Genomic DNA, 14,849 nt, shown 5'->3' on the forward strand with positions numbered 1-14,849 from the left:
TCATGAAACGGATGATGCAAGCGCTGTGCCTGTCGGTTGGGCTGATGCTCGGCACGACCGCGCTGGCCGAACGGATCCAGCTGTCACCGGGGGTACTGCGGCAACTGAACCAGGCCCAGCAGGCGATGGCCGAGGACAATTACGCCCAGGCGGCCAAGATTCTGCAGCAACTGTCGTCGCACACGCTGAGCAAGCCGGCACAGGCCTATACCCTGCAGTTTCGCGGTAACCTGGCGCTGGCGCGGCAGCAGGAGACGGCGGCACTACAACACTTTGCCGCCGCCCATGCGCTGAAGGCCCTGTCGGGCGCGGATCAGCGTCGTTTGCTACATACGGTGGCTCAGCTGCAGATGGGGCAGGAGCAGTGGCGCAAGGGGATCGCCTCGCTGGAGCAGTGGATGCAGCAGGTTCGTACCCAGGGTGGACAGCACGAAAGCATCCGCGCCGAGGATTATCTGTTGCTGGCACAGGGCTATTCGCAACGGGCGCAGTGGTCGCGTGTGGTCAAACCCGTACAAACGGCGATCCGCCTCAAGGGAAGGGCGCCTGAGGATTGGTATCGATTGCAGTTGGCGGCGCACTTTCAGCTCAAGCAATGGAAGGGCGCGACAGCGGTGCTGCAGTTGCTGGTCAACCGTTATCCACAGCAGGCCCGGTACTGGGAGCAGCTGGCCAGTGTGTATCAGCTGCGTGACCGCCACAGCGATGCGCTGACGACGCTGAGAGCGGCCTGGCTGGCGGGCAAGTTCAGCCAGGAACGCCACTACACCTGGCTGGCCCAGCTGATGGTGCAGCAGGGACTGCCACAGCGGGCCGCCGAACTGCTGGACGATGCCATGTCCCGGCAGCAATTGAGCCGTACGCTCAAGCATGAGCGTCTGTTGGCACAAACCCAATTGCAGGCCAAACTTTATCCACAGGGGCGCGCAACCTTGCAGCGCATTGCCAAACGCCAGCCGGATTACGCCACCTGGCGCCAGATCGCCTATCTGGACATGCAGCTCAAGCACTGGGATGCCATGCAGCGCAGTATTGGTGAAGCGGTGGCGCTGAAGCCGGACGCGGCGGATCTCTATCTGCTCGACGGCATTGCCGACGTCAACCGTGCCCGCTATGAGCGAGCGCGCCAGCGTTTCAATAAGGCGCGTGAGTTTGAGGCGACCCGCGCCCAGGCACAACGCTGGCTCAACTACCTGGACCAGGTGAGCAACAGTGTCGCCAGTCGCGAAGCACCGACCACCGAAGGGCCGCTGACCGCGCGCAGCTGACGAGAAAATCGGCGCCGGATATGGCAGGATACGCCCATCTCCAACCAGGTAACGATGATGAGCAAGACACCCCAAGCCCTGTCCGGTCGTGCGCCACAGCAACAGTGGTCGACCCGCATCTCCTTTATATTGGCTGCAGCAGGGGCAGCCGTTGGCCTGGGTAACATCTGGAAGTTCCCGTATATCGCCGGCGAGAACGGAGGCGGAGCCTTCATTCTGGTCTATCTGGCCTGCATCGCCCTGCTGGGGGTGCCGCTGCTGATGGCCGAGGTGTTGATCGGCCGTCGCGGCCAGCAGAACCCGATCAACTCCATGGCCAGACTGGCGCAGGAGGCGGGCGCCAATCCGGCGTGGAAAAACGTGGGTCGCCTCGGGGTGCTGACCGGCTTTCTGCTGCTCAGCTTCTATGTGGTCGTGGCGGGCTGGGCGCTGGCCTATATCCCCGTGACGGCCAGCGGCACCTTTACCGGCCTGGAGCCGCAGGCAATCGGCCAGCGCTTTGATGCCCATCTGGAGCAGCCGCTGGTCCTGATCGGCTGGAGTACACTGGTGCTGCTGCTGACGTTGGGCATTGTCGGGCGCGGCGTGCGCAAGGGCCTGGAAAGGGCCGCTAACCTGTTGATGCCGCTGCTGTTTCTGTTCCTGGTGATTCTGGTGGGCTATGCCACCACCACGGGGCATTTCGGCGCGGCGGTGGCGTTTATGTTCGAGCCCGATTTCAGCAAGCTGACCGCATCCGGCATTCTGGTGGCGCTGGGGCATGCCTTTTTTACCCTCAGCATCGGTGGCGGCGCCATGATGATCTATGGCTCCTATCTGCCGCCGGATGTTTCCATCGCCCGTACCTCCATGCTGGTGGCGGTGCTCGATACGGCGGCGGCACTGCTGGCGGGGCTGGCGATCTTCCCCATCGTCTTTGCCTACGGGCTGGAGCCGGGCGCCGGGCCCGGGCTGATCTTTGTCACCCTGCCGATCGCCTTCGGCCAGATGCCGCTCGGCACCCTGTTCGGCACCCTGTTCTTTGTCATGCTGTCGGTGGCGGCGCTGACGTCGGCGTTCTCGCTGATCGAACCGGCCATCGCCTGGCTAACGGAAAAGCAGGGCATGTCGCGCCTCAAGGCCAGCGTGCTGGGGGGCAGCGGCATCTGGCTGCTCAGCCTGGGCACAGTACTGTCGTTCAATCTGGGCGCCGAGTGGACCCTGGCCGGCAAGACCTTCTTCGAGAGTCTGGACTATTTGACCTCCGGTTGGATGCTGCCGCTGGGCGCCTTGTTGATGGCGCTGTTTACCGCCTGGGTGATGAAGCCGGAGATCACCGCCTATGAGTTGGGTGGTGAGAGCACCGGTTACCGCATCTGGTTACTGTTGATCCGGTTTCTGGCACCGGTGGTGATTCTGGTGATTTTCCTGCAGGCGATCGGGCTGATCGGCCTCTGAGCCCCGTTAGAATGCGTCTGTCACGCCGCCCGTGCCGATAAGGTCGGGCGGCTTTTTTGTTCGCCGCCCAAGGTTTACAAAACTTAACCATTCTCATTCGTTGATGGTTAATGAGAATTGTTATATTCTGGTCTCCTGTCATTCAGGCCTGCCCTGATCTTCATCGGTTCCCGTCAGGGATGTATTGCAAGGAAGAAGAATGCTCGTCAGACGCTCGCTTTGGCTACGCCGCCTCCTGACCTGGCACTGGATCAGTTCGGCGCTGGCGCTGTTCGGCATGCTGCTGTTCGCCCTGACTGGCTTCACCCTGAACCACGCCGGGCAAATACCCGCCGATGTTCGTGTGCAAACCCTTGAGCAGCCGGTACCGGCGCCCTTGCTGGAGCGCCTGCGTGCCACGGCAGTCGAAGCGGATGCTGCTCCTCTGCCGGCAAGTGCGCGTGACTGGTTGCGTGACGAGCAGGGTATCAACCTGCCGCATCGTGATGCGGAATGGTCCGCCTTCGAAGTGTACCTGTCACTGCCGCGCCCCGGTGGGGATGCCTGGTTGAGTGTTGACCTTGAAAGCGGCGTGCTGTTGTACGAGTCCACCGATCGTGGCTGGATCGCCTATCTGAATGACCTGCACAAGGGGCGGGATGCCGGCCCTGCCTGGAGTCTGTTTATTGATGCCTTTGCCCTGATCTGCGTGCTGTTCAGTCTAACCGGGCTGGCGGTGCTCGGGCTGCATGCGCGTGAGCGCGCGGCGGTCTGGCCGGTCACGGGGCTGGGGGTTCTGGTGCCGGTGCTGCTGGCCGTACTGCTGATTCACTGAGGAATGTTTATGCAATGGAAACCCTTGGCAGCGGCGTGTCTGCTGTCAGCCATGGCCATACCGGCCTGTGCGTCCGAGTTCAGTGTGGAGATCGAGATTCCGGCGCTGAACGTGGCCGAATATCACCGCCCCTATGTGGCGGTCTGGATCGAAACCGACAAGGGGCGTCATCAGCAGGACCTGGCGCTCTGGTATGACCTGGCGCTGCAGGACAACGAAGGCACCAAGTGGCTGAAAGACCTGCGCCTGTGGTGGCGGCGCAGTGGGCGCCAACTTGAATTTCCGGTGGATGGACTCTCGGGGGCGACCCGCCCGGTGGGGGTGCATCAACTGACATTCAAGGCGGACTCTCCGCAGTTAAAGGCATTGCCGGCAGGTGACTACCGGCTGGTGGTGGAAGCCGCCCGCGAGGTGGGCGGCCGCGAGGTGATCCGCTTGCCGTTCAGCTGGCCGACTGACGCCCCCGGACAGATTTCCCGACAGGGCAAGCACGAGTTGGGGCGCGTTGCCCTGCAGCTGACGCCCTGAGCCCTCAATTTCATTCGCAATAAGGACATCACATGAATATCAAACGTTTGGGCGCCTGTACCCTGCTGGCCCTGGGTATCGGCGTGGCGACCACGGCACAGGCGCACCGTGCCTGGATGCTGCCGTCGGCCACGGTGCTTTCCGGTGACAACGCCTGGGTCACCGTGGACGGTGCCGTCTCCAACAGCCTGTTCTATTTCGAACACCATCCTTTGTCACTGGAGCGGCTGGAGATCCTGTCGCCCTCCGGTGAGCCGGTCGAAGCCCAGAACCCGGCGCGTGGGCGCTACCGTTCCATGTTTGATATCGAGCTGAAGGAAGAGGGTACCTATACCCTGCAGATGTATCGTCAGGGCGCCTTTGCCCGTTATAAGCAGGCGGGCGAGTTCAAGCGCTGGTCGGGCCCGGTGGAGCAGCTGGATCAGATCCCGGTGGCTGCCGAAGACGTGCGTGTCAGCGAGATCGATAGCCGGATGCAGGTGTTCGTGACCAAAGGCGCACCGAGCGCGCATAACTTCACGCCGACCGGGCAGGGGATCGAGCTGGTGCCCATCACCCATCCCAATGATCTGGTGACCGGCGAACCGGTCCGTTTCAAGTTTCTGCTGGATGGCCAGCCGGCGGCCGGACTGCCTCTGGTGCTGATTCGGGATGGTATCCGTTACCGCGATCAGGTCGGGGAGATCGAGCTGACGGCGGATACGAATGGCCAAGTTGAAGTGACCTTCACCGAGCCCGGCATGTACTGGCTGGAAGCCGAACTGGAACAGCCCAGCCGCCTGATCGAAGGGGCTCAGCGTCGCCTCGGTTACAGCGCCACCCTTGAGGTACTGCCGCTTTGAGACCGGGGTTGAAAACCCTCGCGGCGGCAGTGGCGCTCGCCCTGCTGCTGGTCTGGCAGCTGGACGACGTGAGCGGTGCACGGCGCTGGATCGCGAGTCTGGCACTGCTGGCCTATGCCGCAGTCCTGGCTGCCGCGCTGCGCAGGTCGGGTGACCGCGCGGGGCTTCAGGGCGGGGCACAGGACTACTGCATCGCCTATGCCACCGAGACTGGCACCGCCCGCCAGCTGGCACAGGCCACGCGCAAGCGGCTGCGCCAGACCGGTTTCCAGGCCGAGGTGGTCGCACTGAACCGGCTGGCCGACACGGAGGTGCCCGAGCAGGCCCTGCTGCTGGTGGCCAGTACCACGGGGCAGGGCGATGCACCCAAAACCGCTCAGGGCTGGGATGATGCTGCGGTGCTGGCCCGTTTTGACCAGAAACCCTATGCCGTGCTGGCGCTGGGGGATCGAAGCTATCCCCGTTTCTGTGCCTTCGGTCTGGAGGTCCACCGGCGCCTGCAGGCCGCCGGGGCACAGCCACTGTTCGACCCCGTGCAAGTGAGTCAGGCTGATCCGCGCATGGTGGATGTTTGGTTCCGGCAACTGCTGCCTGCCAGCGATTAATCGCCCGCCGCTGCCCGAATCTGAAGGCTATTCTCGGCCAGCTCGGCAAGGCGAGCCGGTTCAATCGCGACGGTAGACGATTCGGAAGGTGGCTCCCGGGCCGTGATCACCCTGGATGGCAAATTCCTGCCATACACGCCGTTCTGATGATCGGTTAGACTCTGCGCCGGTGTACAACACCGGCGTTTCTGTTTACACGGGTAACCACTGCATCATGTCTCAACAGTCTTCCTCGATCGGCGCCCGTATGGCGGGCATCTGGCCCATGCTGATCATTATTGCGCTGGCGCTGAACCTGCGTCCCATCGTCACCTCACACGGCCCTCTCTTGGAGTCGATCCGTCAGAGTACGGGGCTGGGGCTGCAGTCGGCCTCGCTGCTGACGGTCCTGCCCATGCTGTGCATGGGCGTCTTTGCCCTGTTGTTGCCCCGCATCGGCCGCTGGCTGAGTGAAGGCGGCTGGGTTCTGTTCGGCCTGCTGGCCATTGCCGTGGCCTGCGGCTGGCGCTTCTGGCTGGAAGACGGTGCCTCACTGGTGGTGACGGCTCTGGTGGCCGGCATCGGTGTGGCGGTAGTGCAATCACTGGCGCCGGGGGTGGTCAAGCGCTGGTACACGCACAAGGTGCCGCTGGGCATGGGACTGTACTCGGCGGCGTTGATGGGCGGTGGCGGCTTGGCTGCTGTGGTCAGCCCGTTGGTGGCCCGTGCCAGCGGCCACTGGCAGGCCGGGCTGGGCATCTGGTTATTACCGGCGGTGTTGGCGTTGCTGTGCTGGCGGCTGCGTCCGCGTGATGGCGTCTCGACGGCCGCTGCGCCGCCGCAGCTGAACTGTCTGCGCAACCGCCGAGCCTGGCTGCTGGCGGCGTATTTCGGGCTGGCCAACGGCGGTTATGCCAGCATGGTGGCCTGGTTGCCGCTCTATGCCCAGTCGTTGGGCTGGAGTGCCGCCGACAGCGGCGAACTGATCGGTCTGATGACCCTGTTGCAGGTGTGTGCCGCGCTCTGCGTGCCCCTGCTATGTCGCGGCCGTGTCGACCGCCGTCCCTGGCTGCTGCTGGCCGTCGGTCTGCAGCTGATCGGTTTTAGCGGTCTGCTGTTCTGGCCCGAGCCGGGGCTGGTGGTGTGGGTGGCGCTGATCGGCTATGGCCTGGGCAGCTGCTTCGCACTGACATTGACGCTGACGCTGGATCATCTGGAGGGGCCGGCCATGGCCGGTGTGCTGGCGGCATTCGTGCAGGGAGTGGGATTTGTCATTACCGCGCTGGTGCCCTATCTGGCGGGCTTGCTGCATGATCTGGCGGGCAGCTTTGCCGCGTCTTGGGGGCTGATTCTGGTGACGCTGGTGGCGATGCTCATGGTGACCGGGCGCTTTGCGCCGCAAGGTTATGCTCAGGCCATGGCCGAGATTGCTGCGCCCAGGCGCTGAGCGGCCACAGCAGGCTGGGCGGTTGTTATTGCTGTGCGCATGATAATTCCCGTGTGTTCGGATTGTGATCCCCCGAGGCAAACCCTGCCCCGGGGGGGATGTCAGCCGGTTAAAACCAGAAGCTGACCCCTAGTCGCCAGTAGGTTTCTTCCACGTCGTGACCGCTGGCGCGGGCCAGGTCGGCGCTGTCACCCAGCTTGCGCTCCCAGGTGACGCCGACATAGGGCGCCAGGTCGGGGCGCACTTCCCAGGCCAGACGCAGTTCCAGGTCCAGGTCGGCCAGGCCGCTGCCTTGGTGTTCCTCGGGATCACTGAAGTTGTGCGCCGTCAGGCCGACTTCCGGGCTGAGCACCCATTGCCGGGTCAGTCGGATCTCTCGTTCCACGCTCAGCTCGGCGCTGAGGTCGGTGCCTGGGCCCATCAGCAGGTTGAACTCGGTTTCCAGGTACCCGGGCGCGGTGCCGTTGATGCCCAGCAGGGCGCGGTCATCGCGGCGCTCGGCCAGGGGCGCGTGGTGCCAGCCCAGCTGCAGGTCCCAGTAGGGCGCGATGGCGCGACGATAGAACAGGCGCAGTTCCTGCTCCTCGCTGCGGCCATCCAGGCGCGCCCCCTCGCTGGTGAGCACCAGCTTGTGCAGATCGGTCCCCAGCCAGCCCTCGATATTCCAGGCCAGACGGGTATCGCCATCGCGGTAGGCGCCTTCCAGTTGCTTGACGTCGAGCTTGGTGAGCACCGGATCGTCATTCATGCCGGCCAGCGCCAGGGCCGGTGTCAGCAGGGCCGCCAGTGGCCAGTATGCATGCAGTTTCATTCGCTCTCTCCTCAGCTGACCACGACTTTTCGGAACATGCCCATCATGTGATAGAGCAGGTGGCAGTGGAATGCCCATTCGCCCTTGGCGTCGGCGGTCACCAGATAGCTCAGGCGTGCGCCGGGCTGCACTACCAGGGTGTGTTTGCGCGGCAGGTGCGTGGCGTCACCGGTTTCCAGATCGCTCCACATGCCGTGCAGGTGGACCGGGTGCGGCATCATGGTGTCGTTGACCAGGGTGATACGCACGCGCTCGCCGTAGTTCAGATGGATGGGGTCGGCGTCGGCATAACGGATGCCGTTGAGCGACCACATGTAGCGGCTCATGTTGCCGGTCAGGTGCAGCTCGATCTCGCGGCCGGGCTCGCGGGTGTCGGGCGTGGGGTGCAGGCTACGCAGGTCAGCGTAGGTCAGCACTTTGCGGCCGTTGTTGCGCAGACCAACGCCGGGATCATCCAGGCGGTATTCTGGTGCTTCGGCGCGCATGTCCACATGGGGGCCGTATTCGCTGTCGGCATGCACCGGCATGCCGGCCGACAGGGGATGGCCCTTATAGGTTGGCGCATCGGTGTGAGCCTGGCCATGCGACCTGCCCTGTGAAGCGCTATGGGTATTGCCGTGGGACATGCCGTGCCCGTTGCTCGACGCCATGCCGTGGCTGGCATGTGCATCCTGAGCGCCCTGATTCATGGTGTGTTGGCCCATGCTGTGCCCGGTCATGCCGTGGTCGGCGTGTGACTGAGCCATCGGCATTGCCATGCCTTGGTGCGGCATGGCAGCGTGCTCGCCACGCACGCCAAGGTGGCCGCCGTGTTGCATGCCGCTGTCGGCCGTCGGCATGTCATGCCCTGCATGTCCGTGTTGGGTTGGCATCGCATGGCCGCCATGCGCACCATGATCACCGCTGCTCATCGCCATGCCCATATCCATGTGGGTCAGTTCGGGGGCCGGGTCCATGGCCGGCGGCGTGGCACTGAGCGCCGGGTCTGGGGTCAGGTGACCGTGGGCGTAACCGGAACGATCAATGGCCTGGGCGAACAGGCTGTAAGCCTTGTGTTCGATGGGTTCCACAATGATATCGATGGTTTCGGCCACGCCGATGCGGAACTCGCCGACACGGACCGGTTCCACGTACTGGCCGTCACAGGCCACCACGGTCATGCTCAGGCCGGGAATGCGCAGGTCGAAGAAGGTCATGGCCGCGGCGTTGATCACGCGCAGGCGCACCTTCTCGCCGGGGCTGAACAGGCCGGTCCAGCCGCTGGCCGGCGTCTGGCCGTTCATCAGGAAGGTGTAGGTGTACCCGGTGACATCGGAGATGTCGCGATCGCTCATGCGCATCTTCTCCCACATCTGGCGCCGTGACAGCGCCGCGCCCCAGCCATCCTGCTGCGCTTCCGGGATGAGATCATCGGCCAGGGTACGCTCGCGGCGGTTGTAGTAGTGGCTCATCTTCTTCAGGTTGGCGTACACCCGCTCCGGCGGGGTATCGCTCCAGTCCGACAGCATGAGCACGTAATCGCGGTCGTAGCTGAAGGGCTCGGGCTCCTTGGGGTCGATGATGATGGCGCCGTACAGGCCGGTCTGTTCCTGGAAGCCGGAGTGGCTGTGATACCAGTAGGTGCCGTTCTGCTGCACATCGAACTCATAGGTAAAGGTTTCGCCGGGGGCGATGCCATCGAAACTGAGCCCCGGCACGCCATCCATGTCCGTGGGCAGAATGATGCCGTGCCAGTGGATGGAGGAGTCGGTGTCCAGGGTATTGCGTACGTTGAGGCGAACCCGGTCACCCTCGCGCCAGCGCAGGATGGGGGCAGGCAGGGAGCCGTTGACCGTCGTGGCCAGCGTGTCGGTGCCGGTGAAATTGACCACCTGATGGCCGATGTCGAGGTTGAACTCGGTACCGCTCAGCACGGGATGCGCAGTGGCAGCCGGCGTTGCGGCCAGCAGCGGGCGGGCATGCAGGCCCAGTCCGGTGGCGAGACCGCCCAGGGCCAGTCCCTGGACGAAACGGCGCCGCGAGGGCGCAGGCAAAGTCGTATCCTTGCTCATGAAGGTGCTCCTGAAAGACGTCAATAATGTCGGGCCGCGAACGGTCGGGCCGCGATCGGTCGAGCCGCGTACGGTCGGGCCGCGTACGGTCGGGCCGTGCATGAAACAGCGGCGATTATTCGGCGTATGTCAGGCGATTGGAGGGCGGTGCAGGCTGTTGGGGAACAGCCGTTGATACAGGTCGGGCGGGAGCGTGCCATGGACACTGCCGGCGGCAGTTGCCAGCGCGATACCGGGCACCAGCGGGGCGCAGTGACTGGCGCAGCTGGCCATGCACTGCTGCCAGCAGTCGGCGGCGGTCTGATGTTGTTGGTCGCTGTCATGCGGCATGTCGGTGGCATGCAGGTGCTGTGCGGACGGGTCGGTCATGGGGACTGCTGCCGTGATCACGGGCGCGAGCAGCAACAGCAGCAGCGCAAGTGCGCTCAGCAGGCTGATCAGTCGTGGTGCGGGCAGATTCGGCATGACAGCTCCATCAGGGTTTTGGCATAGTATAGCGTTGTGACCGGTGCCGGGTGCAAGGGTTCCGGTTGTTTCCGTCCAGTGTACCGGTAACCGAGATCGCCTTGTCCAACCGTCATCCTTCTTTTCTGCAACGTTATCTGCTGCGGCCGTTCTGGCGCCTGTGCTGGCGTCTGGGGCTGGCGCTCATGCTGCTACTGACACTGCTGGTGCTCAGCCTGAAGGTGATCGACCCGCCGGTCTGGTCCTGGCAAGTCTGGCGCGACTGGACGCGCCCGGCCGGTTATCCCGACCAGCAAGCGCACCGCTGGGTGGATCTGGATCGCATTCCGCTGCACCTGCAGCTGGCGGTCGTGGCGGCCGAGGATCAGCGCTTTCCGCTGCATGCCGGGATTGACCTGCGGGCGGTGCGTCAGGCCGTCGATGACGCCTTGGCCGGAGAGGGACTGCGAGGCGCCAGCACACTGACCCAGCAAACGGCCAAGAACCTGTTTCTCTGGCCCGGGCGTGATTGGGCCCGTAAGGGACTGGAGGTCCCGCTGGCACTGATGCTGGAGGGAATACTGGGCAAGGCGCGGATTCTGGAGCTGTACCTGAATATTGTTGAATTTGCGCCGGGCGTGTATGGCGTGGCGGCTGCCAGTGAATACTGGTATCGGCAACCGGTCGAGCAGCTGGATGCGGATCAGGTGGCACGGCTGGCCGCGATTCTGCCTAATCCGTGGCGCTACAGCGCCCAGCCGGCATCGCCCCATGTGCGTCAGCGGGCGGATTGGATCCGTCGCCAGATGCAGCAGCTGGGGTCTGACTGGATCCTGCAGATTGAGTAATCGGTTATAAAAGGTTCAGTTTTTATGATGATTGCGGTATAAAGAATCCATTCTCGGTACCCTTGGGTACCATGCCCCTGCATGGATACGTGCCGACCGGCTTGGCACTGCGCATAACTTCTTGATTCCGTTCGCTGCCCCGCTGACCTGGCCGGGCAGTGGTGAATATTTGACCTGATCGGTCAGGCATGACTCGGATAGCACAATGACGAAAAACTCTCCCTTGGCCCTGTTGCCACTCGGACTCTTTCTGGCCCTGTTTATCGGCAGCGGTCTGTATTATCAGGCGGCCGGCGTCGAGTTCGCCTTTTACGAGATATCGGCGCCCGTCGCCATTCTGCCGGCCATCGTACTGGCCCTGATGCTGGAAAAAGGGCGCTTGAACGCCCGCATCGAAACCTTTATTGCCGGGGTGGGCGATCACACCATCATCACCATGGCATTGATTTACCTGCTGGCCGGCGCCTTTGCCAGCGTGGCCAAGGCGGTGGGCGGTGTCGATGCTACGGTCAATTTCGGACTCAGCATCATTCCGCCGGAGCTGGTGCTGCCGGGGCTGTTCGTGATCAGTGCTTTCATCGCCACGTCCATGGGCACGTCCATGGGCACCATCGCCGCCATAGCCCCCATTGCCGTGGGCGTGGCCGATGCCACGGACCTGTCGCTGCTGTTGGCGGTCGGTACCGTGGTGGGGGGCGCGATGTTCGGTGACAACCTGTCCATCATTTCCGATACCACCATTGCCGCCACGCGCACTCAGGGATGCGAGATGAAGGACAAGTTCCGCCTCAACTTCAAGATCGCGTTGCCGGCGGCGCTGCTGACGCTGGTCTGGCTGTTCTTCCAGGGCAGCAGTGCACAGGTGGAAGTGCCCGGCGAGTATGAATTGATCCGTGTGCTGCCTTATCTGGCTGTGCTGGCGCTGGCGCTGTCGGGTCTGAACGTGATGCTGGTGCTGTTTGTCGGCATTCTGCTGGCCGGTGGCGTGGGCCTGTTTGCCACCGAGGGCTACAGCGTGGCGCAGTGGTCCAAGGATATCTACGCCGGGTATACCGGCATGCAGGAAATCCTGATTCTGTCGCTGCTGATCGGCGGGCTGGGTGCCCTGATGAAGTCCCAGGGCGGTCTGGTGTGGCTGTCGGGCATGATCGACAAGCTGTCACGCCAGAGTGATGACCCGAAAAAGCACCGTCGTTCCGGTGAGTTCAGCATCAGCGCCGCAGTGGCCCTGACCAACGTCTGTACCGCCAACAACACCGTGGCGATCATCATTTCCGGTGGTTTGGCCAAGGACATCGCCGGCCGTTACGGCGTCGACCCGCGCCGCAGCGCCAGCCTGATGGATATCTTCTCCTGCGTGGTGCAGGGCATGCTGCCGTATGGTGCCCAGGTGCTGCTGGCAGGCTCTATTGCCAAGCTGTCCCCACTGGAGATCATCGGCAATATTCACTACTGCTGGGTGTTGGGACTGGTGGCGCTGGTGTCCATCGTGGCCGGTTATCCACAGCCGAAAAAGGCACTGAACGGCTGAGCGTTCAGTAACCTGAAAACGCAAAAGGCCGCTGCACTGCAGCGGCCTTTTTGATGGAGCCCCACGCGGTCGGGGTCAGAACCGCAGTTCCATGGAGGCCAGGAAGTTGCGGCCCTCACCGATGACGGTGTTGTTCCGGTCACCCCCGGCCAAGTAGTCCTCATCGAACAGGTTTTCCACCTTCAGGCGCAGGGTCAGGTCGGCCTGGTTAAACTGGTGCAGCTGGTGTGATACAGCGGCATCAAAGCGGGTGTAGCTGTCCTTCTTGTAGGTGTTGCGGGCATCGCCATAACGCTCGCCCACGTGAATGGCACCCAGGTTGAAAGCAGTGCTGTCGGTCAGGTCGTAGCGGGTCCAGACGCTGGCCGCAAACTCCGGCACGTCGGCCGGGCGGTTGCCGTCCAGTGAGGCGTCGTAGGGGTCCTTGAGTTCGGCATCCAGCCAAGTGGCCGAGCCCTGCAGGGACAGCTTGTCGGTCAGTCGCCCCGATGCCAGGATTTCGGCACCGACGTGTTTCTGTTCGCCGACCTGGCGCGTTTCCACCAGGCCCGCGCCCAGGTCGTCACGGTCACGGGTCAGAACCTTGTTGGTCTGGGTCAGATCGAACACGGCGGCACTGAACATCAGACGGTCGTCCATCAGGTTCCACTTGGTGCCCAGCTCGTAGATTTCACCGCTGACCGGGTCCAGTGTCATGCCATCGTTGATGTCATCCGGGTTGCTGACCGGGCTCTGTGGCTCGAAGCTTTCGGCATAGGTCAGGTATACGGAGCCGGCCGGAGTCGGGTGGTAGATGACGCCGGCCTTGGGTACCAGGTTGCCCTGATTGTCGTCACCACTGTCTTCGTAGTCGTAACGGGCACCTATCAGCAGCTGCCACTGCGGGTTCAGGGTGATCAGGTCCTGTACATAAAGGCCATAGGAATCACGCTCCGGGTAGACGCGCGCATCCGCGGTGCGGTAATCGAGGTCGGCCGGTTTTTCGATGGGCTGCCCGACGGTTGCGTCCACCGCATTGCTGCCACGGAAACTCTGTTGCTGGCGCTTGTAGTAGTAGTTGAGCCAGTTGGCGCCAATCAGCACCTCATGCTGGACCTGTCCGGTATTAAAATGTCCATTGAGGTCGGCATAGGCGGTGTCAAACTGCCAGTTGTCGTGGCGGTCAAAGCCGCTGACCTTGTAGGTGCCGGCAGCGGCGTCGTAATGACTGAAGGACGAGCTTTCCAGGTCATGACGGACGAAGTCCTGATGGTTGTAACCGGCTTTCAGGCGCCAGTCCTGCCCAAGCTGCCAGTCCAGATCGACGCCGATGTTTTCCACATCGTTGTCAATGTTGGACCACTGGGCGTTCCAGATGTGCTGATCCCCCAGCACCGGTTTGCCGTTTTCAATCAAGGCACCGGAATCCACGCTGCCATCGTCGTGGGTCTTGTCGTAGTGAAAGGAGAGGGTCGCCGTGTCGGTCAGGTCATAGTCCACGAACAGGCCGCCGACGAAGCGCTCGGTTTCAGGCGTGCTGCCGTCGGTGTACTCGCGCCAGCTGTCATACTGCTGGCGTGACAGGACCAGGCGTGCCCGCAGGCGCTCGTCCTCGGTCAGCGCACCGCCGGTGTCCAGCATCGTGCGCAACTCGTTGTCCGAGCCAACGTCCTGGCGGATGATCGTCTGGCGTTCGTAGGTCGGCTTTTTGGTGACCATGTTGATCAGACCGCCCGGCGCGGACTTGCCGTACAGAAGGCCGGACGGGCCTTTCAGAACTTCAACTCGGTCCAGCAATTCGATCGGCTGGCGATAGTGGGACCAGTGCTGCTGACCGTTGCGCAGAAAACCCGAGCCGCTGCTCAGTTCAAAGCCGCGCAGGGAAAAGCGCTCGCGGTTACGGCTGGTACCGCCGGCCGACACACTGGCATCGTTGCTCAGTACCTGACCCAGGGTGGTCGAGCCCTGCTCCGTCATCAACTGCTCATTGATGACATTGACCTGCTGGGGCGTTTCCAGCTGATCCATTTCCATGCGCATGGCGCCGCTGCTGGTGATGGTCTTGAAACCGTCTTGTACACCGGTGATCAGGATACTGTCGTTCTGGACGACCTCCCGGTGACTGGTGTTGTCAGTGGCGTGAGCGGCCTGGGTACTCAGCAGGGTGGCAATGGCAAGAGCAAGAGGGTGTGGCTTGGGCATGGAACAGTCCTTATGCATTGGCTTCCGGGGATAAGTAAATATTGTAATTATACTAATGATAAC

13 protein-coding genes are annotated in these 14,849 nt (G+C 63.0%); 9 read left to right on the forward strand and 4 right to left on the reverse strand.

Translation table 11 applies throughout. The features are described 5' to 3' along the window. Positions 1–2: 2 nt before the first annotated feature. The 7 genes from KTN04_RS07140 to KTN04_RS07170 all read left to right on the forward strand — a co-directional run bounded on the left by KTN04_RS07140 (position 3) and on the right by KTN04_RS07170 (position 6,920). Positions 3–1,268 carry a tetratricopeptide repeat protein gene (locus KTN04_RS07140; protein ID WP_217334535.1) on the forward strand — a complete coding sequence of 422 codons (1,266 nt, stop codon included), beginning with the start codon at positions 3–5 and terminating at the stop codon, positions 1,266–1,268. Positions 1,269–1,325: 57 nt separating this feature from the next. Then, entirely contained in the window at positions 1,326–2,705 is a 1,380-nt protein-coding gene (locus KTN04_RS07145; protein WP_217334536.1) for a sodium-dependent transporter, read from the forward strand. Positions 2,706–2,904: 199 nt separating this feature from the next. After that, positions 2,905–3,519: a PepSY-associated TM helix domain-containing protein gene (locus tag KTN04_RS07150; protein ID WP_217334537.1), complete on the forward strand. Its 615-nt coding sequence runs from the start codon at positions 2,905–2,907 to the stop codon at positions 3,517–3,519. 9 nt (positions 3,520–3,528) lie between these two features. Then, a complete protein-coding gene (locus tag KTN04_RS07155) occupies positions 3,529–4,047 on the forward strand; it encodes a DUF2271 domain-containing protein (protein ID WP_217334538.1) in 519 nt (172 codons plus the stop codon). A gap of 32 nt (positions 4,048–4,079) precedes the next feature. After that, positions 4,080–4,889: a DUF4198 domain-containing protein gene (locus KTN04_RS07160; protein WP_217334539.1), complete on the forward strand. Its 810-nt coding sequence runs from the start codon at positions 4,080–4,082 to the stop codon at positions 4,887–4,889. An 8-nt stretch (positions 4,890–4,897) separates the two neighbouring features. Continuing rightward, entirely contained in the window at positions 4,898–5,494 is a 597-nt protein-coding gene (locus KTN04_RS07165; protein ID WP_217334540.1) for a flavodoxin domain-containing protein, read from the forward strand. Between the two features lie 214 nt (positions 5,495–5,708). Continuing rightward, on the forward strand, positions 5,709–6,920 hold the full coding sequence (locus KTN04_RS07170; protein WP_217334541.1) for a CynX/NimT family MFS transporter: 1,212 nt from the start codon (positions 5,709–5,711) through the stop codon (positions 6,918–6,920). A gap of 109 nt (positions 6,921–7,029) precedes the next feature. On the opposite strand, the gene KTN04_RS07175 is transcribed toward KTN04_RS07170, so the two are convergent. The 3 genes from KTN04_RS07175 to KTN04_RS07185 all read right to left on the reverse strand — a co-directional run bounded on the left by KTN04_RS07175 (position 7,030) and on the right by KTN04_RS07185 (position 10,247). After that, positions 7,030–7,731 (reverse strand): copper resistance protein B, encoded by a 702-nt coding sequence (locus KTN04_RS07175; protein WP_217334542.1) that lies wholly within the window; start codon positions 7,729–7,731, stop codon positions 7,030–7,032. A gap of 11 nt (positions 7,732–7,742) precedes the next feature. Further along, on the reverse strand, positions 7,743–9,782 hold the full coding sequence (locus tag KTN04_RS07180) for a copper resistance system multicopper oxidase (protein ID WP_217334543.1): 2,040 nt from the start codon (positions 9,780–9,782) through the stop codon (positions 7,743–7,745). Positions 9,783–9,911: 129 nt separating this feature from the next. Beyond that, entirely contained in the window at positions 9,912–10,247 is a 336-nt protein-coding gene (locus KTN04_RS07185) for a hypothetical protein (RefSeq protein WP_217334544.1), read from the reverse strand. Positions 10,248–10,312: 65 nt separating this feature from the next. On the opposite strand from KTN04_RS07185, the gene mtgA reads away from it, so the two are divergent. Continuing rightward, complete coding sequence (gene mtgA / locus KTN04_RS07190; RefSeq protein WP_254262428.1) at positions 10,313–11,074, forward strand: monofunctional biosynthetic peptidoglycan transglycosylase; 762 nt, start codon at positions 10,313–10,315, stop codon at positions 11,072–11,074. Positions 11,075–11,279: 205 nt separating this feature from the next. Continuing rightward, the gene (locus tag KTN04_RS07195; RefSeq protein WP_217334545.1) at positions 11,280–12,605 is read left to right on the forward strand and encodes a Na+/H+ antiporter NhaC family protein; all 1,326 of its coding nucleotides are present in this window, start codon (positions 11,280–11,282) and stop codon (positions 12,603–12,605) included. Positions 12,606–12,680: 75 nt separating this feature from the next. Here KTN04_RS07195 and KTN04_RS07200 read toward each other — a convergent pair whose 3' ends face one another. Further along, positions 12,681–14,786, reverse strand: coding sequence for a TonB-dependent siderophore receptor (locus KTN04_RS07200; RefSeq protein ID WP_217334546.1), 2,106 nt, complete (start codon positions 14,784–14,786; stop codon positions 12,681–12,683). Positions 14,787–14,849 lie beyond the last annotated feature (63 nt).

The sequence above is a fragment of the Marinobacterium weihaiense genome (assembly GCF_019061305.1).
Taxonomy (GTDB): Bacteria; Pseudomonadota; Gammaproteobacteria; order Pseudomonadales; family Balneatricaceae; genus Marinobacterium; species Marinobacterium weihaiense.

Bases quoted from the DNA above. Each gene is read 5' to 3' on its own strand.
- KTN04_RS07145 (WP_217334536.1), top strand. From the start codon at position 1,326: ATGAGCAAGACACCCCAAGCCCTGTCCGGTCGTGCGCCACAGCAACAG.
- KTN04_RS07155 (WP_217334538.1), top strand. From the start codon at position 3,529: ATGCAATGGAAACCCTTGGCAGCGGCGTGTCTGCTGTCAGCCATGGCC.
- KTN04_RS07180 (WP_217334543.1), bottom strand. From the start codon at position 9,782: ATGAGCAAGGATACGACTTTGCCTGCGCCCTCGCGGCGCCGTTTCGTC.
- KTN04_RS07140 (WP_217334535.1), top strand. From the start codon at position 3: ATGAAACGGATGATGCAAGCGCTGTGCCTGTCGGTTGGGCTGATGCTC.
- KTN04_RS07200 (WP_217334546.1), bottom strand. From the start codon at position 14,786: ATGCCCAAGCCACACCCTCTTGCTCTTGCCATTGCCACCCTGCTGAGT.
- KTN04_RS07175 (WP_217334542.1), bottom strand. From the start codon at position 7,731: ATGAAACTGCATGCATACTGGCCACTGGCGGCCCTGCTGACACCGGCC.
- KTN04_RS07150 (WP_217334537.1), top strand. From the start codon at position 2,905: ATGCTCGTCAGACGCTCGCTTTGGCTACGCCGCCTCCTGACCTGGCAC.
- KTN04_RS07170 (WP_217334541.1), top strand. From the start codon at position 5,709: ATGTCTCAACAGTCTTCCTCGATCGGCGCCCGTATGGCGGGCATCTGG.
- KTN04_RS07185 (WP_217334544.1), bottom strand. From the start codon at position 10,247: ATGCCGAATCTGCCCGCACCACGACTGATCAGCCTGCTGAGCGCACTT.
- KTN04_RS07195 (WP_217334545.1), top strand. From the start codon at position 11,280: ATGACGAAAAACTCTCCCTTGGCCCTGTTGCCACTCGGACTCTTTCTG.
- KTN04_RS07160 (WP_217334539.1), top strand. From the start codon at position 4,080: ATGAATATCAAACGTTTGGGCGCCTGTACCCTGCTGGCCCTGGGTATC.